The organism is Ruegeria sp. AB9 (assembly GCF_056542585.1).
Window position 1 is genome coordinate 1,051,999 of sequence record NZ_JBQGAA010000001.1, and the last position, 25,163, is coordinate 1,077,161.

The following is a 25,163-nucleotide window of genomic DNA, read 5'->3' on the forward strand; positions in this document are numbered from 1 at the left end:
ACGATTGATATCTTGTTCCTTTTCCCCAAGCGTTTTAGACCCGCCTCATGGCAAAACTGTATTTCAACTATTCGACCATGAACGCGGGAAAATCGACCGTGTTGCTGCAAGCCTCGCACAACTATCGCGAGCGTGGGATGCAGACATACCTGATGACCGCCGCCGTTGACGGGCGTGCGGGAGCCGGGCGGATTGCATCGCGCATTGGCATCTCGGAACAGGCCGATACGTTCAAACCAACGGACGATGTATTCGCCATGATCCGCAACCGCCTGAACGAAGGTTCTGTCACCTGCGTGTTCATAGACGAAGCCCAGTTTCTGTCCGAAAAACAGGTCTGGCAGCTGGCGCGTGCGGTCGATGATCTGAAGGTGCCCGTTCTGGCCTACGGGTTGCGGGTGGATTTTCAGGGCAAGCTGTTCCCGGGATCAGCCGCCTTGCTGGCCCTTGCCGATGAAATGCGCGAGGTGCGCACCATCTGCAAATGCGGGCGAAAAGCAACAATGGTGATTCGCCAGGACGAAAGCGGCAAAGCCATCACCGAAGGTGCCCAGGTGCAGATTGGCGGGAACGAGACCTATGTCTCGCTCTGCCGCAAACATTGGCGCGAAGCGGTGGGCGACTAAACCGGGTTGGGCAGTGCCCTGCCCGCCACCAAGGCCGCGACGTTGTCCAGCGCTATATGGCCCATATTGCTGCGCACCTCTTCGGTGGCTGTTCCCAGATGGGGCAGCAAGGTAACGTTTTCCATATCACAAAGGGTCTGGGGCACTTTGGGTTCGAACTCGTAGACGTCCAGCCCTGCCCCCGCAATCTGACCTGTTTGCAGCGCCGTGATCAGGGCGGATTCGTCCACGACCTCGCCTCGTGCGATATTGACCAGAATGGCCGACGGGTTCATTGCCTCAAGAACCCGCGCATCGATCAGATGGCGCGTTTCAGCGCCCCCGGGAACCGCAAGCACAAGGAAATCAACCGAAGACGCCAGCTCCTGCAGCTCGGGTGTGAACTCTGCCGGGAAATCCAAATCTTTCGCACTGCGGGACTGATAGGCCACCTGCATTCCAAAGCCGAAATGGCACCGGCGCGCGATAGCCTGTCCAATGCGGCCCATCCCCACAATGCCGACGCGTTTGCCTGTAACATGATGCCCCAGCATCTGCGTCGGGTGCCAACCTTGCCATTGACCCGAACGAACCAGCCGCTCGCCTTCGCCCGCTCGGCGGGCCGTGGTCAACAGCAGGGTCATTGCGATATCAGCCGTCGCATCAGTAACCGCGCCGGGTGTGTTGGTCACCTCGACGCCCGCTGCGCGCGCGGACTGAACGTCAATATGATTGTAGCCGACGCCGAAATTGGCCAACAGTTTGCACCGCGGCGTGCCTGCGCCTGCAAAGATCTGAGCTGAGAACTGATCCCCAAGCGTCGGAATGACCACGTCGAATTCTGCCAGAGCGGACAGCATGTCCTGCGGCGACATGGGCAAAGTGCTGGCGCGAAACTCCACGTCAAACTCGGCGCGGGCGCGGGCCTCGACAGCTGGTGTCATCGGGCGGGAGATCAGCAGTTTCATCAGTGCATCCGCCCGCCGGTTGGAACTTTGCCATCGGGGCCGATCAGAACGATCTCGCCGCTTTCGTCGGGCAGGCCCAGCACCAGAACCTCGGACATGAACCTGCCGATTTGGCGCGGAGGAAAATTGACCACGGCCATGACCTGTTTGCCCACCAGTGTGGACGGATCGTAATGCGCGGTAATCTGGGCCGAGGTCTTGCGCTTGCCTATTTCTTCACCGAAGTCGATCCACATCTTGATCGCGGGTTTGCGGGCCTCGGGATAGGGCTCGGCGCGGATCACTTCGCCCACGCGGATATCGACCTTGAGAAAGTCGTCAAAAGAAATCTCACTCACGCGACAGCTCCTTGGATCGGTCGGTTGCGGCCTTGACGGCACGGTGCAAAAGATCGGGGAAGCCACGCTCTTCATGCATAAGCACCTCAAGTGCGGCCTGGGTCGTGCCGTTCGGAGACGTCACATTGATCCGCAGTTGTGACGGATCCTCGTCTGCGGCCATTGCTAATGCTCCGGCCCCGGCCACTGTCGACTTGGCCAGCTTCATTGCAAGTTCATGCGGCAGGCCGTGTGCCTCGCCCGCTTTGGCAAGCGTTTCGATAAGATGAAACACATAGGCAGGGCCGGAACCGCTGAGCCCGGTGACCGCATCCATCTGCGTTTCATCAGAAAGACGAACCGTTTCCCCAATAGCTGAGAGCAGGTTTTCGGCAAGCGCGAGATCATCGGCCGATGCGTTGGCATTTCCGATCAGCGCAGTAATGCCCTGACGAATAGCGGCAGGCGTGTTGGGCATTGCTCGAACAATCGGTGTGCCCTTACCTAAAACGCCTTCAAATGTTGCCAACGAAGTGCCGGCTGCGACCGAGATGAAAAGACTGTTTCCACCGCCCAGCGCCTGTATTGAAGGCAGAGCCTCACCCATCATCTGCGGTTTGACCGCGACCAACACCACGGCGGGGGCTTCGGGCAAGGGTGTGTTGATGTTGACGCCCTGGGCTTTCAGCCAGTTGGACGGGTGCGGATCGATCACCCAAACGGATGCTGGCGGGAGGCCGTGTTCCAGCCATCCCGCCAGCATTGCGGATCCCATCTTTCCGCACCCCAGAAGCACAAGCCCCTGTTCGGCCACACGCGTCATGTCCATTTGCCCCTCCCGCGTTACATGTCGGTTTGGGGCAAAGCTTTACGCCCGGCCGTAGGCCTCTGCAATGGCCACTTGCATGGCTTCTTCTGGTCCACGATTGCCCCAGGTGACCAGCTGGATCGCCGGATAATACCGCTCGGCGCTCATGACGGCCGCAGTAATCATCGTGTCGATCTGGTCCGCGCTGGCTGTTTGCCCCCCTGCAAGGACCAGCCCATAGCGATAGACCATCAGCTTCTGGTTTGCCCAATAGGTGAAGGCCCCAGCCCAGCATTGATCATTCATCTTGTTGAGCAGCTCATAAAGCTGCATTTCTCGCTCGGCCGGAGGCTCCATTTCGAACGAGCACACCATGCGAAGCGTTTCGTCATAGTTGGACCAGGCCAGAGTGATCGAATAGGTGCGCCACTGACCTTCGACGGCCATGGCAATCTGATCGTCCCCAATGCGATCAAAATCCCAGTCGTGATGTTCGGCCAGATGTTCAACAATGTCGATCGGATGAATGTCTTCTTCGAGATACTGCTCGGAAAGGGCCATAATGCCACCTCACTAATCTCTAGCGTTTCGGGGCTGGCAGCGCCCCAGCGCTAGTTGCCTGCTCTACAAGCCGGGCTTCCCCCGTAGGCCTGTACTAAATATGGTGCGATGTAGCACAGGTTCTGGCAACCCTATTTGTTGGGGATAACAGCAATAAGTTGTGGACAGAAGGCAACGGCGATCAAAATATTGGCGTCAGAGTCAGCTTTACCTTGATTTAATCCTGCAAGGCGTCAGAATACACGACACCGCACAATCCTGATTGGATTGCGCGACGGTATAGTTTGTCCAAAAATCTCCGGAAACCAAAAACGCCCGAGCGTTACTTGTCCAGTTTCGCCTCAAGCGCGGCGATGCGCGCCTCAAGTGCGGCGTTTTCTTCGCGCGCTTTCTGGGCCATCGCGCGCACGGCGTCGAACTCTTCGCGTGTAACGAAATCACGGTCGGCAAGCCAGCGGTCGATCATCGACTTCATCGCATTTTCGGCCTCTTCCCGCGCGCCCTGCGCCACACCCATGGCGTTGGTCATCAGTTGGGACACGTCGTCCAGGATCTTGTTGCGGGTTTGCATATCTCTACTCCGGTATCGCGGTTGATCTCTATATGGGCAAAGAATGCCGCAGGCTCAAGGTTGACTTGACCTGCAAACCCCGGGCAATGAGACGCACATGCAGGCTGTTCTGAATTTCCCCGATCTGTCCCCCGAATTGTTCTCGATCTCGCTGTTCGGGATGGAGTTCGCGTTAAGGTGGTATGCGCTGGCCTATATCGCGGGCATCCTGATTGCGTGGCGGCTGGCAGTTGTGGCGCTGCGTCGCCCTGCCCTGTGGCCTGCGGACGGCCCGCCGATAAAGCCGGAACAGCTTGAAGATCTGGTCACCTGGATCATTCTGGGCGTGATTCTGGGCGGACGTCTGGGTTTCGTGTTGTTTTATCAGCCCGGCTATTACCTGTCGCATCCGCTGGAGATTTTGAAAGTCTGGCAGGGTGGCATGGCGTTTCATGGCGGCCTGCTGGGTGTGATCCTTGCATCCTATCTGTTTGCTCGCCGCCATCAGATCCCTGCCCTGTCGCTGGGCGATCTGGTCGCCTACACTGTTCCACCCGGCTTGTTGCTGGGGCGGCTGGCAAATTTCGTCAATGCCGAGCTGTGGGGCCGACCAAGTGAGATGCCCTGGGCCGTCATCTTTCCCGGCTTTGCTGCGCAGGATTGCCCCGGCGTGGTTGCGGGCATGTGTGCCCGGCACCCGTCGCAGCTGTATGAAGCGGCACTGGAAGGTGTACTGCTGGGCGCACTGTTGCTGTGGCTGGTCTATCGTCGGGGGGCGTTTCAGAAACCGGGCTTTGTCATGGGTTTGTTTCTGGCGGGATATGGCGCGTCGCGCTTTATTGTTGAATTCTTCCGGCAACCTGATGCGCAGTTCGTGTCGCCCGGCAACCCGCTGGGACTGGCCTGGCAAGTGGGCGGGTATGGTCTGACCATGGGGCAGATCCTGTCGCTGCCGATGATCGCGCTTGGCCTGTGGTTTGCCCTTCGCGCGCGGCGGGCGACATGAGCCTGACCGATCATCTGATCGCCCGCATCCGGCAGGATGGGCCAATGAGTGTGGCCAATTACATGGCCGAGTGTCTGCTTCATCCGACACTGGGTTATTATACAACGCGCGATCCGTTGGGTGCTGCCGGGGATTTCACTACAGCGCCGGAAATCAGCCAGATGTTCGGGGAACTGATCGGGCTGTCTCTGGCGCAAAGCTGGATAGATCAGGGAAAACCCGCCCCATTCACCCTGTGCGAGTTGGGACCGGGCCGCGGCACCTTGATGGCCGATATCATGCGCGCCACGCGGGTTGTGCCCGGGTTTCACGATGCGGCGCAGATGGTGCTGGTCGAGGCGTCACCTGTGTTGAAGCAGGCACAGGCGGATACTCTGAAAGAGTATCAACCCGACTGGATCGACAGCATCGCTGACCTGCCGGATCAACCGTTGCTGCTGGTCGCCAATGAGTTCTTTGACGCCCTTCCCATTCGCCAATTCTTACGCGAGCGCGACGGATGGTGTGAACGACTGGTGGGAGAGCGTGCTGGCTCTTTAGTGTTTGGAAAAGGTCCGAACGCGCCGCAGGTGGCATTGACTGACAGGTTGGCTGATACCAGAGACGGCGATCTGGTCGAGCTATGTGCAGCAGCGATTCCGATATTGACTGTCATCGCGGGTCGGATCGCGAGCCACGGTGGTGCGGCCCTGATCGTGGATTATGGCGACTGGCACTCGCTGGGCGATACCTTGCAGGCCCTGCAAAATCACGAAAGCGTCGATCCTCTGACCGCACCCGGTCAGGCCGATCTGACCGCGCATGTGGATTTTGAACCCCTGGCCGTTGCAACCCGTGCCTGTGGCTGCCGCCATACGCGGGTGACTGCGCAGGGCGTGTTTCTGGAAAGGCTGGGCATAACCGCCCGCACGCAGGCGTTGTCCAGAGCGCTGAGCGGTTCTGAGCTGGAAGCGTTGATTGCCGCGCATCGCCGGTTGACGCACCCGGACGAAATGGGAAATCTGTTCAAAGTAATGGGCCTTTTTCCGGCCTATGCCGCCCCACCGCCAGGACTTGAGCCATGACACTGGAAATTCTGACCTCAGACCTGCTTTCCCCGTTTCGTCATGGGTTCTTCACCCGTCGCGGCGGGGCGTCATCCGGTATCTTCGACGGGTTGAATTGCGGCTATGGGTCGTCAGACCAGACCGAAATTGTTGCGCTGAACCGGCGAAGGGTTGCGGATGCGATGGGTGTAGCGCCCGAGGCGATGATCGGCGTTCATCAGGTGCATTCTCCAACCGTTCTGACAGTTGAGCAGCCCATTGAGGGTGAAAAACCGCGCGCGGATGCCGTCGTGACGGCGACACCGGGTTTGGCCCTGACGATTCTGACAGCAGATTGCCAACCGGTCCTGTTTGCCGATCCTGAGGCCAATGTGATCGGAGCGGCCCACGCAGGCTGGCGCGGGGCGCTGGACGGCGTGCTGGAGGCCACGCTGGACGCCATGGAAACGCTGGGCGCCAATCGCCGGAATATCAGCGCCGTCATCGGCCCCAGCATTTCGCAACGCGCGTATGAGGTGGGTCCCGAGTTTCTGGACGCCTTCATGACGGAAACACCAGACAACACCCGGTTCTTTGCCAATGGACAGGACGACCGCCTGCAGTTTGACCTGCCCGCCTTTGGCTTGCACCGATTGCGGCAAGCTGGTGTCGGACAGGCGGAATGGACCCGGCATTGCACCTATTCCGACCCGGATCGGTTCTATTCTTACCGTCGTACAACACACGCGAACGAGGCCGATTACGGGCGGCTGATCTCGGTCATAAGATTGTGATTTTGGTCCAGATTTAGGCACTCCGCCACTTTTCCGCCACATTTGTTGTGTTTACCGGACTCAAGAATCGTAATGAGTATTGCCAGCCATCAGATGGTTATCTGACGTCCATGTTTCGGGCGCTGGCGTGTTGAGTGGAAGGATGGACCGACTGTAAATTTCTTGTCTGCAAAACATCCCGGATAAGCCTTATCCATGCCGCAAACGCGCGTCACAAAAGGTTCACAGAGGATGCTGGGGTCAGGTCCCCGGTCAGAGCAGGACCAGAAAAATGAAAACCAAATCTCGCTTTCTTAAAGCCATGGTTGCCGTCACGCGTGACCAGAAACTGGAAATGCCGTGGAAGCGGGTATCAAGTCATTCTGTCAGGGTCGCCAGTCGCATCGCGGCACGACGCTGAGGCAGAAACACCCTGAGGCCATGCTGCCGGTCTCAATTGGGTGAACGCACTACGGGCTTGCTCCTGCCCGATGTGTGGTGTGTCGCGATCTGAGGGGGTCGTGACGAGTTCGGGAGTTGTGTGTGCGGGCAATTTTCGCCCGTAAAGTACGAGTTTGTCTGGGGGGTCAATGTGTTGACCATTGGAAAGCGAGATTTTGTCGCCGTGCGGGGCCTTACCGGCTGCCGCCCAGGGGTCACCCATTTGTTTCAAGACAAAGAACCAGTTCGCCAGGTTGGCCTGTACGAGGGTACGCCGCGCCTGATCGGACATTTTGAGGGGAAGGAATATTTATGACTATTCCTAGTTCACTGGCCCGCGCGGCCAGAAATGCAATCGAAACGACGGCTATGCTACGGGAAGCACCGCGGCCGGTTGCAAAACCAAAAGCCCAGCTGCGCCGATATGAAGTCAGCAGCCTGCTGGAAAATGGAAATGTAGTTCAGACCCGGCACATCGCGCCAGCTCTACCCATGTTCGAAGACGCCTTTTGCGCCTTTTCGCGCGGATCGCTGGTTGAAACCGAGCACGGCCCGATAGCGATTGAAGATCTGATGCCGGGCGATACAGTGCTGACCCAGGATGGCGCATCGGAGACCGTGCTGTGGAAGGGGTCTGTCACCCTGATCCCAGGACGTCCGGACTCGCGGGGCCGTACGCGGCCACTAACGCGCGTCATGGCGGATACATTCGGAATGCAAAAGCCGATGTCAGGCGTAATTGCCGGACCTGCAGCGCGGATCGTAGGAACGCCCGGGCATTTGCGGCATCTGCATGGCGGCGAACCGATTCTGACACCTGTGTCCGAATTTCAGGATGGAATGGGCGTAGTTGAAACAATGCCGCCGACGCCAGTTGAACTGTTTCACATTTGCCTAAAACGGCATTCCGTTATCCGTATTGATGGTTTACAGTTCGAGACATATCACCCAGGTGTGAACGCGGTTCGGATGATCAGCCACTCGCTACGGTCGGTTTATCTGAATCTGTTTGCGCACATCGAGTCGCTTAACGATTTTGGTCCGCTGCTGATGCCGCGTGCCGGAGACGGAGAGATCGACGCGATGACAGCCTGAGTACGATAGCGATTACTGCATTATGGGGGGCATCATGCAGCTGGTACTAAGTTGGATTCTATCCTTGGCGGTGGCTGCGATGCTGCCACCGAACACCGCACAGCCAAAACGAATAGGCGTCACGCCGTCCGGTTCATTCGTTCTTCCAGAACGTCGAACGGCACGCCTGGCTCGTCTTTTGCGCCGCGGATAACAAGCGATGTCTTGACGCTGGCCACATTTGGCGTGGTCAGCAACTCACCTGTCAGGAACTGTTGAAAGCTGCTCAGGTCAGGTGCGACGCATTTCAGTATGAAGTCCACTTCGCCGTTCAACATGTGGCATTCGCGGACCAGCGGCCATTCGCGGCAGCGTTCTTCGAACGCGCGCAGTTCGGTTTCGGCCTGACTGTCGAGCCCGACCATGGCGAATACCTGCACCTCGAACCCTAACTCGCGCGAATTGACCTCGGCGTGATAGCCGGTGATGTAGCCGGATTCTTCGAGCGTGCGCACCCGACGCAGACAGGGCGGCGCCGAGATACCGACCCGTTTGGCCAGTTCGACATTGGTCATGCGACCGTCTGCCTGCAGTTCCGCCAGAATCTTGCGATCAATATCATCCAGCCGAGTCGTGACCATCAAATGCTCCTGATTTTTGCGGTTCTTATATCAGCCCCCCACACGCGCGCAATAATGTTTCGCACATGCGCAATTTTCTTTGTTTTCAAATCTCTCTTTTCGCCCGCACCCTGCACAGGGTCGCTTGGGCAGCCATAAACAGTAAAGGGCTTTAAGCCGGGTCGGTCGGTCGCTATATCGGGGCGACGGGCCAAAGGCCCAATTCAGGCAATTCGAGCGGGGATACCATGGCCGACACACGACACACCAAGGTTCTGATCATCGGGTCAGGGCCCGCAGGATACACTGCGGGCGTTTACGCAAGCCGCGCCATGCTGGAACCCATTCTGGTGCAGGGGATCGAGCCCGGCGGCCAACTGACGACAACAACCGAGGTCGAGAACTGGCCCGGCGACACCGAGGTACAGGGCCCGGACCTGATGGTGCGGATGCAGGATCACGTCAAAGCCATGGGCTGTGAGGTGATCGGCGACATCATCAGTGATCTGGACGTCAGCAAGCGCCCGTTCACCGCCAAGGGCGACAACGGCACGACCTATACCGCAGACGCGGTCATTCTGGCGACCGGCGCGCGCGCCAAGTGGCTGGGCCTGCCGTCGGAAGAGAAATTCAAAGGCTTTGGCGTCTCTGCCTGTGCCACCTGTGACGGGTTCTTCTATCGCGGGCAGGAAATCGTGGTGATCGGCGGTGGTAACACGGCTGTGGAAGAGGCTCTGTTCCTGACCAACTTCGCCAGCAAGGTGACTCTGATCCATCGCCGCGACGAACTGCGGGCGGAAAAGATCCTGCAGGACCGGCTGATGAAGAACGAAAAAATCGAACCGCTGTGGTTCCATCAGTTGGAAGAGGTGATTGGCACCGACGCGCCGTTGGGCGTTGAGGGCGTTCGCGTCAAACATGTCAAAACAGGAGAGATCACAGAAATCCCCTGCAAAGGTGTCTTTGTCGCCATCGGCCACGCCCCGGCGAACGAGTTGGTCAAGGACACGCTTGAGACGCATATGGGCGGCTATGTCGTCACCAAACCGGGCACCACCGAAACCTCGGTTCCGGGCGTGTTTGCGGCAGGCGATCTGACGGACCACGTTTACCGTCAGGCGGTCACAAGCGCCGGTATGGGCTGCATGGCGGCACTGGATGCCGAGCGGTTCCTGGCGGAAAACGAATAACACGGGCTCGGAATATTCCGGGCTGATCCGGAAAATCAGATCCGTCGGCGATCAGAGCTTCAACAACAGTGCCCCAAGGTTTCGTGGGGCACTGTACGAATTCAGCTGCAACACGATCATTGTACGACAACAGCGACAACTGCCAATCCCTTGACCGCCAGCCAGCAGCGTATCAGGATTATCCCGGGAAAAGCGAAGAACAGGTGAGCATTTGAACAACGCTCTTTGGCGCGGCGGGTGGTCAACCCGACTCAGGATCGGCAGTGGTCTTGTGTTGTTTGTCTTCGCGTTCTTCCATTTCATAAACATTGGCTTAGGCCTGTTTCATACCGATTATCTGCACGGGATGCAGGATGGTCGAAAGGCCGTGACACGCCACGATGTCATGAGTGTGCTGCTCTATGCTGCCCTTTTCACGCATGCTAGCCTGGCCCTGACATCAATCGCTCAGCGCAGAACGCTGCGTATGCCCCTCAGCACGGCCCTGCAGGTTGTTCTGGGGTTGCTGATACCGTTGCAACTGATCTCGCACATCGTTCAAACGCGGGTCGCGCACGAGGTCTATGACGTAAATGACGAGATGGGGTACATCATCATTCTGATGTGGCCCAGTATCGCAGTATGGATGCAAAGCGCCTTGCTGCTGATCGTCTGGGTGCATGGATGCATCGGCTTGCATATGTGGCTGCGACTGACCCGGTGGTGGTCGAAGACCGTGCCATACCTGATCGGTGTCGCTGTGTTCGTCCCCATGTTCGCGCTGGCCGGGTTGCTGACCGAAGGTCGCCGCATATGGGTCGACTTCGCCGATGAGTTCCTGCGCGAGCAGTATATCGAGCACTACAATTGGCCATCGCCCGAGACCTTCCAGACCCTGTTCAGTGTAAAAGACTATAGTCTTCTGATATTCTGGCTGGCTTTGGGGGCAACAGGTCTTATTTACATTGGGCGCAAACTGTGGCGCCGCAGGCATTCGGTGCGCGTGAGTTACGCCAAAGGGCCCGAGGTTGTCGCGGAAAAAGGCATGACCTTGCTTGAGATTTCACAGGCAAACGGCGTGCCGCACACCGCTTTGTGCGGCGGAAAGGGGCGCTGCACCACATGCCGGGTGATCGTGGAGGATGGCGGCGACGCCCTGCCCCCACCCGGCGATGTCGAGGCGCGCAGCCTTGCTGCTGTGGGTGCTTCGTCGCAGACGCGACTGGCCTGCCAGATACGCCCGACGGAACCCACCACCGTTTTCCGTGTCTTCCGGCCGGATGGCGGACGCATTCGCGGACATGCCAGCCAGGGCCAGGAACGCCAGTTGGCTGTTCTGTTTCTGGACATGCGCAGTTTTACCGCGCGCACGACCGGTCAATTGCCCTATGACATCGTTTTCCTGCTGAACCGGTTTTTCGACGCGGTCGTGCCCGCCATCACCAAAGAAGGCGGCGTTGTCGATAAATATATGGGAGACGGGCTGCTGGCCGTTTTCGAGAAGCCCGATGCGGAAGGGTCCGCCCGAGCGGGTCTGAAGGCCGCCATCGATATCAGCCACGCCCTCGATATGTTCAACGAGCAGCTCGAGGCCGAAGGCAGCCCCGGCATTCGCATTGGAATGGGATTGCATCTTGGCGATCTGGTGGTGGGTGAAATTGGCGCGGCGGGACACGCGTCGAAAACTATAATCGGCGATGCCGTTAACGTTGCCAGCCGACTGGAAAGTGAAACCAAGGCGCTGAAGGTCGAACTGCTGGTTTCGGACGAGTTACTGAAGGCTGCAGGTGTGGACATACCCCAGGACGACATCAGATTGTTCCAGTTGCGCGGTGTTTCAGAGCTGATTCCCGCCCTGCCCGTCACCCGAGCCTCCGAGCTAGGACAAAACGCTTTAAAACAGGAACAGTCATACTCCGCATGACCGAATTATCTCTGTTCGCGGGGGCCAGATCATCTATTTGATTTGAGATTTAGAAATTCCTTCCAATTCAAGGCAAATCAGCGCATATCGTCCTTTGTTTCATTGACGCCGGTGGACTTCACGCGACAGTCGGTGCAAATGCCCGGCAAACGACCAAGAACCACTGGCAAATCAACACTGCGATAAGAGTATTCCGATGACGATGTTAAGTAATCTGACACCTATCCCCGAACTGTATGTGTCTTATGATTCGGCGCAAAAGCTGAAAGTGGAAGCCGCTGACCTGACCAGTTGGGACCTGAGCCCGCGTCAGATATGCGATCTGGAACTTCTGATGAATGGCGGGTTCAACCCGCTCAAAGGCTTCCTGAGTGAAGCGGATTACGACAATGTCGTTGAAAACATGCGTCTGGCCGACGGTACGTTGTGGCCGATGCCGATCACGCTGGACGTCAGCGAAGATTTCGCCGAAACCATCGAACTTGGTCAGGACATCGCCCTGCGCGATCAGGAAGGCGTCATTCTCGGCACCATGACCGTGACCGATCGCTGGACACCGGACAAGGCGCGCGAGGCCGAGAAGGTGTTTGGCGCCGACGACGATACCCACCCGGCGGTCAACTATCTGCATAACGTGGCGGGCAAGGTTTATCTGGGCGGACCAGTGGTCGGCATCCAACAGCCTGTGCACTATGACTTTCGTGGACGCCGCGACACCCCGAATGAGATGCGCGCATACTTCCGCAAGCTGGGCTGGCGCCGCATCGTTGCCTTCCAGACCCGCAACCCGCTGCACCGCGCGCATCAGGAACTGACCTTCCGCGCTGCAAAAGAGGCGCAGGCCAACCTGCTGATCCACCCGGTTGTCGGCATGACAAAACCAGGCGACGTGGATCACTTTACACGCGTGCGTTGCTATGAGGCGGTGTTGGACAAATACCCGGCCTCGACCACCTCGATGAGCCTGCTGAATCTGGCCATGCGTATGGCTGGCCCGCGCGAGGCCGTGTGGCACGGTTTGATCCGCGCCAACCACGGATGCACCCATTTTATCGTGGGCCGTGACCACGCAGGTCCGGGCAAGAACTCGGCTGGTGAAGATTTCTATGGCCCCTACGACGCGCAGGACCTGTTCCGACAGTTTCAGGATGAAATCGGCGTCGAAATGGTCGACTTCAAGCACATGGTCTACGTGCAGGAGCGCGCCCAGTACGAGCCGAATGACGAGATTCTCGACAAGGATGACGTCACGATCCTGAACATCTCGGGCACCGAATTGCGCCGCCGTCTGGCCGAAGGTCTGGAAATCCCCGAGTGGTTCAGCTTCCCCGAAGTGGTGGCCGAACTGCGCAAAACCAAGCCACCACGCAGCCAACAGGGCTTTACTGTGTTCTTCACCGGTTTCTCAGGTTCGGGAAAATCCACCATTGCCAACGCGCTGATGGTCAAGCTGATGGAAATGGGCGGTCGCCCGGTGACGCTGCTGGATGGGGATATTGTTCGTAAGAACCTGTCGTCAGAATTGGGCTTTTCGAAAGAGCACCGTGACCTGAACATCCGCCGTATCGGTTATGTGGCGTCCGAGATCACCAAGAACGGTGGCATCGCCATATGTGCCCCGATCGCGCCCTATGCCACGACACGCCGTGCCGTTCGCGAAGAGATCGAACAATTCGGTGCCTTCTGCGAGGTCCATGTCGCGACCACCATTGAGGAATGCGAACGCCGCGACCGCAAGGGCCTGTACAAGCTCGCGCGCGAGGGCAAGATCAAGGAGTTCACTGGTATCTCGGACCCCTACGATGTTCCTCAGAGCCCGGAGCTGCGCGTCGAGACCGAGAATGTCGAGGTCGACAATTGCGCCCATCAGGTTCTGCTGAAACTGGAAAGCATGGGGCTGATCGCCGCGAGCTGATCACAATCTCGATTGACTTCAAGGAACGGCCTCTGGTTTCACCGGGGGCCGTTCTTTTTTGCTTCCCGATTGACAATTGCCGGTGGTCTTGATGGTTTTCTGGGATTCAAAGCAGGTGCGCAGCTGAGATGACGAGCAAATTTCCAACGATTGCCAGTTTCTGGTTTGGATCCGACCTGAGCTGGCTGGAGCAACTGTGTATCCAGTCCTTTCTGGATCAAGGACATCCTTTTATCCTGTACCTTGCGCAAGAGGTCAAAGGCATCCCCGCCGGTGTCGAAATACGTCCTGCGAGCGATGTTTTCTGGCCACCGCCTTATGCGATGAAAGCCGAAGACCGGCAGGGCGTTGCCGTCTTCTCGGACATCTTCCGGCTGCACCTGATGCGGCAAAGCGATGCAATCTGGGTCGATCTGGATGCATATTGCGTACGGGCGTTCGACTTTTCGACAGATTTTGTGTTTGGCCGCTCAAAGCGGGGCGATTTCCCGACAGGTGTTCTGCGCCTGCCAGCGAGATCGGCGGTCTTAGAGCAGATGCTGGGTTTTGTGATGTCCGCGAACCCGACGCAACCCTGGCGCGGGCGCAAGTTGCACCGGCACAATCGGGAGCGTGTCGCCAATGGGGAAAGCTGGGGCATTGAAAACTTGCCCTGGGCAAGCTCAGGCCCCAAGGCCTTTGGACATTTTTTGCGGCAGACCGGAGAAGACAGCAACGCAATGACTGCCGAAACTTTTTACCCGTTAGCTCCGGAAGAGTTGTGGAAACTGCACGACCCGCGCGTCGCGACAAACGAAATCGAAACCGAAGCGGTGCATTCGGTTCATATCTATGGTCATCAGAAAAAACTGATGGCCAATAGGATGGCCGGTCTGCCGAGTTCGGGATCATATCTGGACAGGTTGTGTGGTCGACACAGGATTGATCCGAGAGCAGCCCCGATCCTGCGGTTGGATTGGATGTAGCTTGGCGCGTCCGGCCAGGATTTGTCGGGTTGCCCTCGGCTAACACCTGCTCATTTGATGGGCGCCTCAGGCAGATCGACTTGCCCGCGCATCAGGATATGTCCCTGACCAGAAACTCTGATGCCCGTCATTGCGTCAGACGGGCCGACACGCGTGACGATGGCCTGTCCGGGGCGGCCCATATCGTGGCCCTGCTCAGCGATGAAGCTGTCTTTGGCCATCAACCCGTGCTTCCACAAATAGGCCGCCATCGCGCCTGTGGCAGACCCGGTAAACGGATCCTCGGGCGGGCTGGGTGGAGCCAGCAGCAGGCGTGAAAACGTATCCCCCTCACCGGTGGCCCCTTGCAGTGTAACCAGAAACGGCTCGGCCATGTCCGAGCCGGAATAACCCGCGGTTTCAGCCACTTTGCGCAACGGGCCTTCGACCAATTGCGCTGCCCGCAAAGCCGCATGATCGCGTAGAACAGTGATACAGAATGGCAGGCCGGTCGAAACCATCTGAGGCGGTGAGATAATCGCCTCTTGCGGCAGGCTGACCGCCTCGGCCACCAACTTGGCGGGCACATGCGCCCCGAATTGCGGTGCGACCTGGGTCATTTCGATCTGATCGCCCCGCAACCTGATCGAAACAAGACCGGCACCGGTTTCCAGCGTCAGGCTATCACCCGGAATCACACCGCGGGATCGCATCGCCGCGACTGTGGCGATGGTCGGGTGCCCGGCAAAGGGAATTTCACGGCTCGCCAGAAAATAGCGAACACGGATATCGGCCACATCGGACGGGCCGGTAAAGGTGCATTCGACCAGAGAGGTTTCGCGCACATAGGCCATGCAGACGTCTTCCGAAAGATGTGCACCCCCGTGGACCACAGCACATCCGTTGCCACCAAACGCGCGATCACTGAAAGCGTCTACCCAGTCAAAGTCATACCAGTCCATGATGCACACTCCTGCTTCACCATCTGCGGCACGATCACCGCACAAGCAGCAAATGTCGCGTCATTTCAGCAGAGTTATGGGTGGTCTAGTGAACAGCCACAGGAGACAGGTCATGTTCGCGGGCCAGCACAAAGGCCAGCTTGCGGTCGGCGACCAGCGCCAGTTGCTGCCCATCGGAATCGTGCACAGCATAGAGTTGCTCAAGATCGCCAGCCTGATCGCGCAGGTCGCGCGGCAGATCGGCTACTTCGACCGTTTTGACATAAACAATACGGTCGCCTTCGGCGTTGATTTCAATCGGTGTATTCATTGCTCTTACCCCTTCCGTATGTTGATTGTCTGAACCACGGTTTCCGGCACGGCGCGGGTCAGATCCACATGCAGCAGACCGTTTTCCATGATCGCCTCGCCCACCTCGACGCCGTCGGCCAGCACGAACATGCGCTGAAACTGACGCGCAGCGATGCCGCGGTGCAGGAATATGCGCCCCTCGCTGTCGTCACGTTGACGGCCCCGGATCACCAGTTGGCGGTCCTCGATTGTAATCGACAGATCATCTTCCGCGAACCCGGCCACCGCAAGAGTGATGCGATAGGAAAAGTCCGAGGTCTGTTCGATGTTATAGGGCGGGTATCCTTCATTTCCGGCCTTTGCAGACCGTTCCAGAAGGCGTTCCAACTGCTCGAACCCCAAAAGATGCGGGTAGGAGCCAAGAGTAAGTTTCGACACGTATTATCGTCCTTCATTGTCAAAGCGACGTGGTGTGCGGCCCCGTTTCGGCAACCGTCTGTAATAGAATATGGGAAGAAACCAGGATGTCCACAAGGTCTGGCGCGATAACGTCTGACACACTATCTTGTTGGGTAAGCACCACAACAAACCCGAGTCGCCAATGAACGCGCCCACCGATCTTTCGATGAAAACAGATGAAGTTTTGCGGGTTGAGCTTGAGGTTTTCCGACGTCAGCACCGCGATCTGGACGAGGCGATCGAAGCGCTGCATGAAAAAGGAACAGCCGATCAGCTGACCTTGCGGCGTCTGAAAAAAGAGAAACTGCGCCTGAAAGACATCATCCGCCTGATCGAAGACCGCCTGACCCCCGATATCATTGCCTGAACGCCCTGTACCGCATTGCCAGACAACCGGATTTGGCTATAGTGCGCGCTCTTTCTGAGCGCAGGGACGGAAGCGGATGAGCGATGTGAAAGTGGGGATCATCATGGGCAGCCAGTCGGACTGGCCCACGATGAAAGAAGCCGCAGATATTTTGGACGAACTGGGTGTCGCTTACGAGGCGCGCATCGTGTCGGCCCACCGCACACCGGACCGGTTGTGGGATTATGGCAAGACAGCTGTGTCGCGTGGATTGCAGGTGATCATCGCAGGTGCAGGCGGCGCGGCGCACCTTCCCGGTATGATGGCCTCGAAAACACGGGTTCCGGTGATCGGTGTTCCGGTACAGACACGGGCCCTGTCGGGTGTGGATTCGCTTTACTCCATCGTACAGATGCCCAAGGGTTTTCCAGTTGCGACTATGGCGATCGGGTCCGCAGGCGGAGCCAACGCTGGCCTGATGGCAGCGGGCATTCTGGCATTGCAGGATCGCGCTTTGGCCGAACGGCTGGACAATTGGCGTGAGGCCCTGTCTGCGTCGATCCCCGAGGAACCGCAGGGATGAGCCGGATCGGCTTTATCGGCACCGGCCATATCGCCGCGCCGATTGCGCGGCTGATGGCGGCCAAAGGACATGAGATCAGCGTGACCGAGCGCAACACCGAGGTCTCAGCCGTCTTGAAGGCGGAGTTGGGCGTGACCGTCACATCACCTCAAGCGGTAATTGACGCCTCGGACATCGTGTTTCTGTGCCTGCGCCCGCATATCGCAGCCGAAGTTCTCGCCCCTCTGACATTCCGTGTAGATCAGAAAATCATTTCGGTTATGGCGGCTGTTTCAACCGAGCAACTTGCCGCGCTTTGCGCCCCGGCATCGGATTTCGTGCAGACCATCCCGCTAGGCTTTCTGGAGACCGGTGGCTGCCCATTGGCTGCCTATGGCAATGATCGCCAGCTGGCGGCTCTGTTTGAGCCTGAGAACCCGGTGGTCAAGGTTGCCGATGAAACCGCGCTGAACGCGCATTTCGCCATTTGTGCCATGGTTCCCGGCATTCTCGACCTGATGGCGACCGGCGCCAAATGGCTAGGTGACGTGACCGGCGATGCCGACCGGGCAGAATTCTACACCACACAGTTAATGGCCGGCTTTCTGGCCTCGATGGAAAAAGGCGCTGCCGGACGTTTGGCGCTGGAGCGTGACGCACTGGCGACAGAAGGCACGTTGAGCATGCAGATGACAGACACCCTGAAAGATCAGGGCGCGCATGAAGCGCTGCGTTTGGCGCTTGGCGCGATTGGCAAACGTTTGGAGAGTTGAAGATGGCGGAAATGCTCGCCCAAGGCGCAGTGATCGGAATTCTTGGGGGCGGTCAGTTGGGCCGGATGCTGTCTGTGGCGGCCTCGCGGCTGGGATTTGTCAGCCATATCTACGAGCCGGGTGCGAACCCGCCCGCCGGGCAGGTTGCGAACCGGGTCACGACAGCGGCTTATGACGATGTCGAGGCGCTGAAAGCTTTTGCTGACGCGGTGGATGTCATCACCTATGAGTTCGAAAACATCCCGACCGAGGCGCTGGATATTCTTGAAGCCCACCGTCCAATCCGCCCCGGGCGCGAGGCGCTGCGGGTCAGTCAGGATCGTCTGACCGAGAAAACCTTTCTGCAAGAGCTGGGTCTGCAGACGGCCCCGTTTGCGGATGTCACCGACCTGAACGGCCTGAATGCGGCGATCGAACAGATCGGGGCGCCTGCCATCCTGAAAACCCGCCGCTTTGGCTATGACGGCAAGGGGCAGGCCCGGCTGCGCAGCCCTGAGGATGCCAAGGTTGCTCTGGCCGATATGGCGGGAGCGCCTGCCATTCTGGAAGGGTTCGTGGATTTTTCGCACGAAGTGTCGATTATCGCAGCACGAGGGCTGGATGGTCAGGTGGCCTGTTTCGATCCGGGTGAGAATGTGCACCGCGATGGTATCCTGCACACCACCACGATCCCTGCCCGCCTATCCCCTGCCCAGCGCACTGATGCGATCCTGCTGGCGGCCAATATCCTGAATAAGTTGGAATATGTCGGCGTCATGGGGGTCGAACTGTTCGTGACACCTGGCGGGTTGATCGTGAACGAGATCGCGCCTCGCGTACATAATTCGGGCCATTGGACTCAGAACGGTTGCGCCGTGGACCAGTTCGAACAGCATATCCGGGCTGTCGCTGGTTGGCCCTTGGGTGACGGCCAGCGTCATTCGGACGTGGTGATGGAAAACCTGATCGGCGACGACATGAACCGCGTGCCCGAACTTGCGCGCGAGCGGGACGTGGCACTGCATCTTTACGGCAAGGCCGAGGTCAAAGCCGGACGCAAGATGGGGCATTTCAACCGGATCAAACGTTAAGGGTGTCGCGCCTGCGCGCGACGCCTTCGGCGAGAGTATTTGGGAAAAGATGAAGATTTTGCGTGTCTACCCCACGAACCGGGCGGCGATATCACCCGACATATAGCTGACGCGCCCAGCGGCCATGGTTGCCGACACACGATAGATATCCGCGTCCAGGATGACCAGATCTGCACGGTTACCGGGGGCGAGTGTGCCCCGGTCCTGCAAGTCCAGCACCCGCGCAGGCCCGGACGAGATCAACGCCCAGGCTCCAGCCAAGTCCAGCAGGCCGGTTTTGGCCAGCATCAGCGCCGCGCGGCGCGGGCTGGGATAGTGGTAATCCGAAGCCAGCGCATCACAGAGCCCCATGGCGATCAGTTCAACCGCGCTGGCGTTCCCTTTGTGGGATCCGCCCCGCACCACATTGGGCGAACCGAGGATTATGTGGTCCCCGGCAGAACGCGCGGCCTCTGCCGCTTCCAGTGTTTCGGGGAATTCGGCGATGCGCACGCCTCGATCACGCCACCACGACCTTGTCTCTTTGGTTGCGTCATCGTGGCTGCCCAGACGCACATCCAATTCGGTGAGTTCGGCGCAAAGTGCTTCGACCGCGTTCGGAACTTCGTTCTTGCGGGCGTGCATGTTTAGAAGCATCTCAAAATGCGCATCCGGATTGCGTCCGGCTTTCAACGCCTGCCCGGTCAGGCGCGGTGGTTTCTTGCCTTGCGCCAAACGATCATGTGGCAGGTGATCATTGAATACCACATACGGCACCTGCCAATCGGCGATCCGGTGGGCCAGACCGTCGTAATCCTCGAGCATGTTAGTTTCAAACCGCAATTGCGGAACCAGATCCGTGACGGAGCTGTGTTTGACAGCCGCGATTGCATTGAACACCTGCGCGGCAAACTCCGGGCCACGCACGCCGCCTTCCCAACTGTAGAACTGAGCCAGAACTGCTGTGGTAATGCCATTGGCGGCCAGCTCGGCCTCGACCGACAGAATTCCCTCATTCATCTGCTTCATCGCACCACGGCGTGGGGCGATATGGCGTTCGAACCCATCCCCATGCAAGTCGATGATACCGGGCAGGACAAGATAGCCCGACAGATCAATCCTGCGCCCGGTCGGGACTTGTTGCACCACGCCATCAGCTATGGCGAGATCGGCGCGCGACAGGCCATCCCCCGGCAGCAGAACCTCTGCGCCGGTCAAAGTCAGGTCCAGTGCTGTCATTGTGTGGGCTCCGAGTCAGGTTCCGAGCAATCCTGCCCGATACAGATCTCGGCTATTATGTCCATCACACCGTCCAGCCAAGTGATCTGCGGATCGAACTGGCCAAACTCGATGAAATGCAGCGCCTGAGCCATAACGCGCGGGTTGTTCATCATGAAGGTGTGAGTCACAGGCAGGACAATATGATCGGTCATCCCGTCGACCTTGGTGGTTTCAACCGAGACCTTGCCGTCGTCCCTCCCGTCGATCAGCGAAGAAAACAGCGGGTTGAGAGAGTTCTCACCCGCAATCACACCCAGCTCAAAATCGACCGGCGGCAGGCGGCGCGGGATGCCCTCAGGACCAGTACCCAACTGCAGTCCAGCTGGGCCGTTCAGATACCCGAACGCCTCCCATGCGCTCAGCTCATCGACCAATTGACTGCCCTGATTGGGCGGGCCGAGCATGACGACACGGCCCAGATTTTCGGGGCGATGGTCCTGCAGCCAATAGCGCAACAGGATACCCCCCATGGAATGCGCGACGACGTTGGCTTTGTCTTCTCCACACTCTGCGAAAGCGTTCGGGATGGTTTGTTCTGCCAGTTCGGGGATGCCGATTTCGGTCGATGGATAACCGTGGCGCACAACGGTGTAGTCGTGCGCCTTGAACAACTGCTCCATCACGGTAAACGAGGCCTCGGTACGGGCAAGACCATGCAGAAGAATCACGCATTTCGCGCTGGTTGCAGCAGGAACAAGGCAAAAGAGCAGGGCAATTAGAAATCTCATAACCGCCAAATAAAGCCTATGAGCCCTTGATTAAAGCCCTAGCCCCGGTGACGTCGCAGCACAGCCAGCGCGATACCGCCCAAAACAAGCGCCGAGCCAATGACCAACCGTATCCCAACGCCCTCACCCAAGAACGCGACACCGCCGAGAATTGCGATCACCGGCACGCTGAGCTGTACAACAGCTGCTGCAGACGGGGCCAGTTGAGGCAAGACACGATACCATAGTGCATATCCGAGCCCGGATGTTGCCCCGCCAGACACTGCAGCCAGAAAGTACCCCATTCCAGTCATTTGCCAGGTGTCGCCCCTGGCCAGCAAGGCAAGCGCTGTTACCGGTAAGGCGACAACGAAATTTGCGGCCGTCCCTTCCAGAGCATCCGGCTCGGATCGTCCCGCTATCGAGTAAACAGCCCACCCAAGGCCAGCGGCGACCATCAAGGATGCACCAAGCAGATCAACCTGAACCGGACCGGAGGGCCACAGAACAAAGGCCAGACCGGCAAGCGCTACGCCGGCCCCGGCCATTTGCCGGGGTGTCGGAACGGTCCCGAACAAAGCGGTGATCGAGAACATGGTGATCTGCACCACGCCGAACAGGATCAACGCCCCAAGGCCCGCATCCAGCGTCAGGTAGGCAAGCGAGAACCCAATCATGTATAGCGACAGCGACCCGGCCCCGACGATCCGCCGTCTGTTTCGCAAAGGTAGATGCCCTTTGCGTGCCAGCACCAGCGCGGAGAGAACCAATGCCCCGGTCAGCACTCGCACGATCGCGAACCCGGCAGGGTCACTGGCCCCGCTGTCAATTGCCAGCCGGTTCAGGATGGAATTCGCCGCAAAGGCGCACATGGTCAGGGCAGTCAGAAAGAACAGTCGCATAAAACCCGCATATCCGGTTGTGGGCGATATGGACACTCACATTGCGCGCAAACGTGACCTACTCTTTGTGTTTTTCAAAATGCTCTGCTCGGACGTATGGTCAGGCACTGGTATTCAAACGAAACAGGGCCGCCCAATGGCGACCCCGAATTTCTATATATTCTGCGGCTTTCCCTCTCGGCAGCTTGGCCTTGCGGCCAAGCGCCTGTCGGGGTCGTCAGAATTCGCCAGGGCGAATTCGACGTGCTTACATCATTCCGCCCATGCCGCCCATGTCGGGCATGCCGCCTGCCGCAGGCGCGTCTTTCTGCGGCTTGTCGGCAACCATCGCTTCGGTGGTGACCAGAAGGCCGGCAACCGATGCCGCATCTTCCAGAGCGGTACGGACAACCTTGGCCGGGTCGATCACGCCGAACGAGAACATGTCGCCATATTCTTCGGTCTGAGCGTTGAAGCCGAATGCTGCGTCAGCGGATTCACGAACTTTGCCCGCAACAACCGCACCGTCGACACCCGCGTTCTCAGCGATCTGGCGCAGCGGCGCTTCGATTGCTTTGCGAACGATGTTGATGCCTGCGTTCTGGTCAGCGTTTGCGCCTTCCAGAGTTTCCAGTGCTTTACCGGCCTGAACCAGAGCAACACCACCGCCCACAACAACGCCTTCCTGAACAGCAGCGCGTGTTGCGTTCAGAGCATCGTCCACACGGTCCTTACGCTCTTTCACTTCAACTTCGGTCATGCCGCCGACGCGGATCACAGCAACACCGCCTGCCAGTTTGGCAACGCGCTCTTGCAGCTTCTCACGGTCGTAGTCCGACGAGGTTTCTTCGATCTGAGTGCGGATCTGAGCAACACGTGCTTCGATCTCGGCTTTCTCGCCAGCACCGTCGACGATGGTGGTTTCGTCTTTGGTGATTTCGATTTTCTTGGCGGTGCCCAGCATGTCCATGGTGACGGATTCGAGCTTCATGCCCAGATCTTCGCTGATGACCTGACCGCCGGTCAGGATTGCGATGTCCTGCAGCATGGCTTTGCGGCGATCGCCGAAGCCCGGTGCTTTGACAGCAGCAATTTTCAGGCCGCCGCGCAGTTTGTTGACAACCAGAGTTGCCAGCGCTTCGCCTTCAACGTCTTCAGCAATGATCAGCAGCGGCTTTTGCGACTGGATCACTTGTTCCAGCAGCGGAACCATCGGCTGCAGCGAGGACAGTTTCTTTTCGTGCAGCAGGATCATGCAGTCATCAAGCTCTGCGATCATCTTGTCTGCGTTGGTGACGAAGTAAGGCGACAGGTAGCCACGGTCGAACTGCATACCTTCGACAACATCGGTCTCGGTTTCCAGACCTTTGTTTTCTTCGACGGTGATAACGCCTTCGTTGCCGACCTTCTGCATCGCGTCTGCGATCTGCTGGCCGATTTCGGCTTCGCCGTTGGCCGAGATGGTACCAACCTGAGCAACTTCTGCCGAGTCTTTGACTTCACGCGAGGCCGACTTGATGCCTTCTACAACCTTGGCAGTTGCCAGGTCGATGCCGCGCTTCAGGTCCATCGGGTTCAGGCCCGCTGCAACCTGCTTCAGACCTTCGCGAACGATTGCCTGTGCCAGAACGGTTGCGGTGGTGGTGCCGTCGCCGGCCTCGTCATTGGTGCGGCTGGCGACTTCTTTCACCATTTGCGCGCCCATGTTTTCGAACTTGTCTTCCAGTTCGATTTCCTTGGCAACCGAAACACCGTCTTTGGTGATGCGCGGTGCGCCGAAGGATTTGTCCAGAACCACGTTGCGGCCTTTGGGGCCCAGGGTCACTTTAACAGCATCGGCCAGGATGTTCACACCTGCCAGCATGCGGTTACGGGCATCGGTGTCGAACTTGACGTCCTTTGCAGCCATGTCGTTTCTCCTTGAGAAATAAGTTGGGAATGAAGATCAGAGGAAGCGGGATCGCTTACTCGATGATCCCCATGATGTCGCTTTCTTTCATCATCAGCAGCTCTTCGCCGTCGACCTGAACCTCGGTGCCCGACCATTTGCCGAACAGGATCTTGTCGCCAGCTTTAACAGCCATTGCGATCAGCTCGCCGCTGTCCTTGCGCGCGCCTTCGCCGGTCGAGACGACTTCGCCTTCGCTGGGCTTTTCTTTTGCGCTGTCAGGAATGATCAGGCCGCCTGCGGTTTTCTCTTCGCTTTCGGTACGGCGAACCAGCACACGGTCATGAAGCGGTTTCAATGCCATCTTTGTAGCTCCTTGGGCTCAAAGTTTATCTATCCTCCCCTCGCCTTCCGACGAGGCGTTAGCACTCGGGGTGTGTGAGTGATAACGACGCATAGCTAGGGAGTCTAAAACTCCGAGTCAACAAGTTGTGAGGGATTTTTTTTCGACGTTTGGATCAGTCAGCCTGTTCCCAGCTGTAGGCCCAATGTTCCAGGCCTTCCGCCCCTTGAGATGTAAGCCCGTAGACGCCTTTTTCAACCTTCTCAAACCACCCATAGTGATTTTCCCGCATAAGCCGGGTGGCAACCGGGACACCAACCGATTTGGCGACCTCCGCCCCCTTGGCCGGGCCGTTCTCGGCCAAAAAGGCCGCACATTTCAGTGCATCCTGCCGATAGGCCGTCACGATACCATGGCGCGTTGCGCCCCCTGCGTTGGGGTCTCCCTCCAGCCGGTCGAATTCGCGCAGCAACCGTACGGCCCTGGCCTTGTTCTTACGGGGTGCATAAGGGCCAGGATCGCAATGCACCTCAACCGTGCCATCAGCGCGCACGGTGATCAGACCCAGACCGAGCCTTCGACACAGCGCCAGATTGTCCTTGAGCGCGCGCCGTGCCGTTCGGCCCGTGGGTTTGCCGACCGCAATATAGACCTGATCCGTGAGTTTCAGCCTTGTGATCGCCTGATGGAAAAGGGCGAGAGTGAACCTGAGTTTCAGTTCGACAATCACGGGCGCATTCCCATCGCGCACCGCAACGACATCGGCCGCACCGACCTCGCCCTTGACGATATACCCCTGACGCTCCAGCAGCGCCTTGATCGGGGGATAGAGATCCTGTTCGCGGTTCATACGCCTATGCTACGCGGATTGTTGGGGAATACCAGACGAGCCGCTTGAACATCGGCATGTGGCATGGCTAT

At 58.4% G+C, this 25,163-nt stretch carries 28 protein-coding genes; 13 read left to right on the plus strand and 15 right to left on the minus strand.

The window, feature by feature from the left end:
- Positions 1-47: 47 nt before the first annotated feature.
- On the plus strand, positions 48-626 hold the full coding sequence (locus tag ACR0K5_RS05320; RefSeq protein WP_480628665.1) for a thymidine kinase: 579 nt from the start codon (positions 48-50) through the stop codon (positions 624-626).
- On the opposite strand, the gene ACR0K5_RS05325 is transcribed toward ACR0K5_RS05320, so the two are convergent.
- The 5 genes from ACR0K5_RS05325 to ACR0K5_RS05345 all read right to left on the minus strand — a co-directional run bounded on the left by ACR0K5_RS05325 (position 623) and on the right by ACR0K5_RS05345 (position 3,830).
- Positions 623-1,573 (minus strand): 2-hydroxyacid dehydrogenase, encoded by a 951-nt coding sequence (locus tag ACR0K5_RS05325; RefSeq protein ID WP_480628666.1) that lies wholly within the window; start codon positions 1,571-1,573, stop codon positions 623-625. The two genes, ACR0K5_RS05320 and ACR0K5_RS05325, sit on opposite strands and share 4 nt — an antisense overlap.
- Positions 1,573-1,911 (minus strand): tRNA-binding protein, encoded by a 339-nt coding sequence (locus ACR0K5_RS05330; RefSeq protein WP_480628667.1) that lies wholly within the window; start codon positions 1,909-1,911, stop codon positions 1,573-1,575. The genes ACR0K5_RS05325 and ACR0K5_RS05330 overlap by 1 nt, the downstream gene beginning before the upstream one ends.
- A complete protein-coding gene (gene proC / locus ACR0K5_RS05335) occupies positions 1,904-2,719 on the minus strand; it encodes a pyrroline-5-carboxylate reductase (RefSeq protein WP_480628668.1) in 816 nt (271 codons plus the stop codon). The genes ACR0K5_RS05330 and proC overlap by 8 nt, the downstream gene beginning before the upstream one ends.
- 39 nt (positions 2,720-2,758) lie before the next feature.
- Positions 2,759-3,259: a type III secretion system chaperone family protein gene (locus tag ACR0K5_RS05340; protein WP_480628669.1), complete on the minus strand. Its 501-nt coding sequence runs from the start codon at positions 3,257-3,259 to the stop codon at positions 2,759-2,761.
- Between the two features lie 322 nt (positions 3,260-3,581).
- Complete coding sequence (locus ACR0K5_RS05345) at positions 3,582-3,830, minus strand: accessory factor UbiK family protein (RefSeq protein ID WP_050604795.1); 249 nt, start codon at positions 3,828-3,830, stop codon at positions 3,582-3,584.
- Between the two features lie 97 nt (positions 3,831-3,927).
- Between ACR0K5_RS05345 and lgt the strand changes: the two genes are divergently transcribed.
- From lgt to ACR0K5_RS05365, 4 genes are all read left to right on the plus strand, one after another.
- Positions 3,928-4,815, plus strand: coding sequence for a prolipoprotein diacylglyceryl transferase (gene lgt, locus ACR0K5_RS05350; RefSeq protein ID WP_480628670.1), 888 nt, complete (start codon positions 3,928-3,930; stop codon positions 4,813-4,815).
- Entirely contained in the window at positions 4,812-5,879 is a 1,068-nt protein-coding gene (locus ACR0K5_RS05355) for a class I SAM-dependent methyltransferase (protein WP_480628671.1), read from the plus strand. Before lgt ends, ACR0K5_RS05355 begins: the two co-directional genes overlap by 4 nt.
- Entirely contained in the window at positions 5,876-6,634 is a 759-nt protein-coding gene (gene pgeF, locus ACR0K5_RS05360; RefSeq protein ID WP_480628672.1) for a peptidoglycan editing factor PgeF, read from the plus strand. Before ACR0K5_RS05355 ends, pgeF begins: the two co-directional genes overlap by 4 nt.
- A 732-nt stretch (positions 6,635-7,366) precedes the next feature.
- A complete protein-coding gene (locus ACR0K5_RS05365; protein ID WP_480628673.1) occupies positions 7,367-8,149 on the plus strand; it encodes a Hint domain-containing protein in 783 nt (260 codons plus the stop codon).
- A gap of 119 nt (positions 8,150-8,268) precedes the next feature.
- Here the strand turns inward: ACR0K5_RS05365 and ACR0K5_RS05370 are convergent, their stop codons facing one another.
- Positions 8,269-8,769, minus strand: a complete 501-nt coding sequence (locus ACR0K5_RS05370) for an Lrp/AsnC family transcriptional regulator (RefSeq protein ID WP_152458979.1) — start codon at positions 8,767-8,769, stop codon at positions 8,269-8,271.
- A 227-nt stretch (positions 8,770-8,996) separates the two neighbouring features.
- Here ACR0K5_RS05370 and trxB point away from each other — a divergent pair, with 227 nt between their 5' ends.
- The 4 genes from trxB to ACR0K5_RS05390 all read left to right on the plus strand — a co-directional run bounded on the left by trxB (position 8,997) and on the right by ACR0K5_RS05390 (position 14,721).
- Entirely contained in the window at positions 8,997-9,938 is a 942-nt protein-coding gene (gene trxB, locus ACR0K5_RS05375; protein WP_480628674.1) for a thioredoxin-disulfide reductase, read from the plus strand.
- A 211-nt stretch (positions 9,939-10,149) separates the two neighbouring features.
- The gene (locus ACR0K5_RS05380; protein ID WP_480628675.1) at positions 10,150-11,841 is read left to right on the plus strand and encodes an adenylate/guanylate cyclase domain-containing protein; all 1,692 of its coding nucleotides are present in this window, start codon (positions 10,150-10,152) and stop codon (positions 11,839-11,841) included.
- 196 nt (positions 11,842-12,037) lie between these two features.
- On the plus strand, positions 12,038-13,756 hold the full coding sequence (locus ACR0K5_RS05385; protein WP_480628676.1) for a bifunctional sulfate adenylyltransferase/adenylylsulfate kinase: 1,719 nt from the start codon (positions 12,038-12,040) through the stop codon (positions 13,754-13,756).
- Positions 13,757-13,884: 128 nt separating this feature from the next.
- A complete protein-coding gene (locus ACR0K5_RS05390) occupies positions 13,885-14,721 on the plus strand; it encodes a glycosyltransferase family 32 protein (protein WP_480628677.1) in 837 nt (278 codons plus the stop codon).
- A gap of 50 nt (positions 14,722-14,771) precedes the next feature.
- Here ACR0K5_RS05390 and ACR0K5_RS05395 read toward each other — a convergent pair whose 3' ends face one another.
- From ACR0K5_RS05395 to ACR0K5_RS05405, 3 genes are all read right to left on the minus strand, one after another.
- Entirely contained in the window at positions 14,772-15,662 is an 891-nt protein-coding gene (locus tag ACR0K5_RS05395; RefSeq protein ID WP_480628678.1) for a PhzF family phenazine biosynthesis protein, read from the minus strand.
- An 85-nt stretch (positions 15,663-15,747) separates the two neighbouring features.
- Positions 15,748-15,972 (minus strand): DUF1150 family protein, encoded by a 225-nt coding sequence (locus ACR0K5_RS05400; protein WP_480628679.1) that lies wholly within the window; start codon positions 15,970-15,972, stop codon positions 15,748-15,750.
- A gap of 5 nt (positions 15,973-15,977) precedes the next feature.
- The gene (locus ACR0K5_RS05405; RefSeq protein WP_480628680.1) at positions 15,978-16,391 is read right to left on the minus strand and encodes an Hsp20 family protein; all 414 of its coding nucleotides are present in this window, start codon (positions 16,389-16,391) and stop codon (positions 15,978-15,980) included.
- Positions 16,392-16,554: 163 nt separating this feature from the next.
- Here ACR0K5_RS05405 and ACR0K5_RS05410 point away from each other — a divergent pair, with 163 nt between their 5' ends.
- From ACR0K5_RS05410 to ACR0K5_RS05425, 4 genes are all read left to right on the plus strand, one after another.
- Positions 16,555-16,779 (plus strand): YdcH family protein, encoded by a 225-nt coding sequence (locus ACR0K5_RS05410; RefSeq protein WP_117872544.1) that lies wholly within the window; start codon positions 16,555-16,557, stop codon positions 16,777-16,779.
- A gap of 76 nt (positions 16,780-16,855) precedes the next feature.
- Positions 16,856-17,341: a 5-(carboxyamino)imidazole ribonucleotide mutase gene (gene purE, locus ACR0K5_RS05415; protein WP_480628681.1), complete on the plus strand. Its 486-nt coding sequence runs from the start codon at positions 16,856-16,858 to the stop codon at positions 17,339-17,341.
- Entirely contained in the window at positions 17,338-18,093 is a 756-nt protein-coding gene (locus ACR0K5_RS05420) for an NAD(P)-binding domain-containing protein (protein WP_480628682.1), read from the plus strand. Before purE ends, ACR0K5_RS05420 begins: the two co-directional genes overlap by 4 nt.
- A 2-nt stretch (positions 18,094-18,095) precedes the next feature.
- Positions 18,096-19,163 (plus strand): 5-(carboxyamino)imidazole ribonucleotide synthase, encoded by a 1,068-nt coding sequence (locus ACR0K5_RS05425; RefSeq protein ID WP_480628683.1) that lies wholly within the window; start codon positions 18,096-18,098, stop codon positions 19,161-19,163.
- A 66-nt stretch (positions 19,164-19,229) separates the two neighbouring features.
- Here the strand turns inward: ACR0K5_RS05425 and ACR0K5_RS05430 are convergent, their stop codons facing one another.
- From ACR0K5_RS05430 to ACR0K5_RS05455, 6 genes are all read right to left on the minus strand, one after another.
- On the minus strand, positions 19,230-20,381 hold the full coding sequence (locus ACR0K5_RS05430) for an alpha-D-ribose 1-methylphosphonate 5-triphosphate diphosphatase (RefSeq protein ID WP_480628684.1): 1,152 nt from the start codon (positions 20,379-20,381) through the stop codon (positions 19,230-19,232).
- The gene (locus ACR0K5_RS05435; RefSeq protein WP_480628685.1) at positions 20,378-21,151 is read right to left on the minus strand and encodes an alpha/beta fold hydrolase; all 774 of its coding nucleotides are present in this window, start codon (positions 21,149-21,151) and stop codon (positions 20,378-20,380) included. Before ACR0K5_RS05435 ends, ACR0K5_RS05430 begins: the two co-directional genes overlap by 4 nt.
- Positions 21,152-21,189: 38 nt before the next feature.
- Entirely contained in the window at positions 21,190-22,032 is an 843-nt protein-coding gene (locus ACR0K5_RS05440; RefSeq protein WP_480628761.1) for a DMT family transporter, read from the minus strand.
- Between the two features lie 247 nt (positions 22,033-22,279).
- Positions 22,280-23,920 carry a chaperonin GroEL gene (groL, locus tag ACR0K5_RS05445; protein WP_480530393.1) on the minus strand — a complete coding sequence of 547 codons (1,641 nt, stop codon included), beginning with the start codon at positions 23,918-23,920 and terminating at the stop codon, positions 22,280-22,282.
- Positions 23,921-23,975: 55 nt separating this feature from the next.
- On the minus strand, positions 23,976-24,263 hold the full coding sequence (locus ACR0K5_RS05450) for a co-chaperone GroES (RefSeq protein ID WP_117872530.1): 288 nt from the start codon (positions 24,261-24,263) through the stop codon (positions 23,976-23,978).
- 154 nt (positions 24,264-24,417) lie between these two features.
- Positions 24,418-25,092 (minus strand): DUF2161 domain-containing phosphodiesterase, encoded by a 675-nt coding sequence (locus ACR0K5_RS05455; RefSeq protein WP_480628686.1) that lies wholly within the window; start codon positions 25,090-25,092, stop codon positions 24,418-24,420.
- Positions 25,093-25,163: the final 71 nt, after the last annotated feature.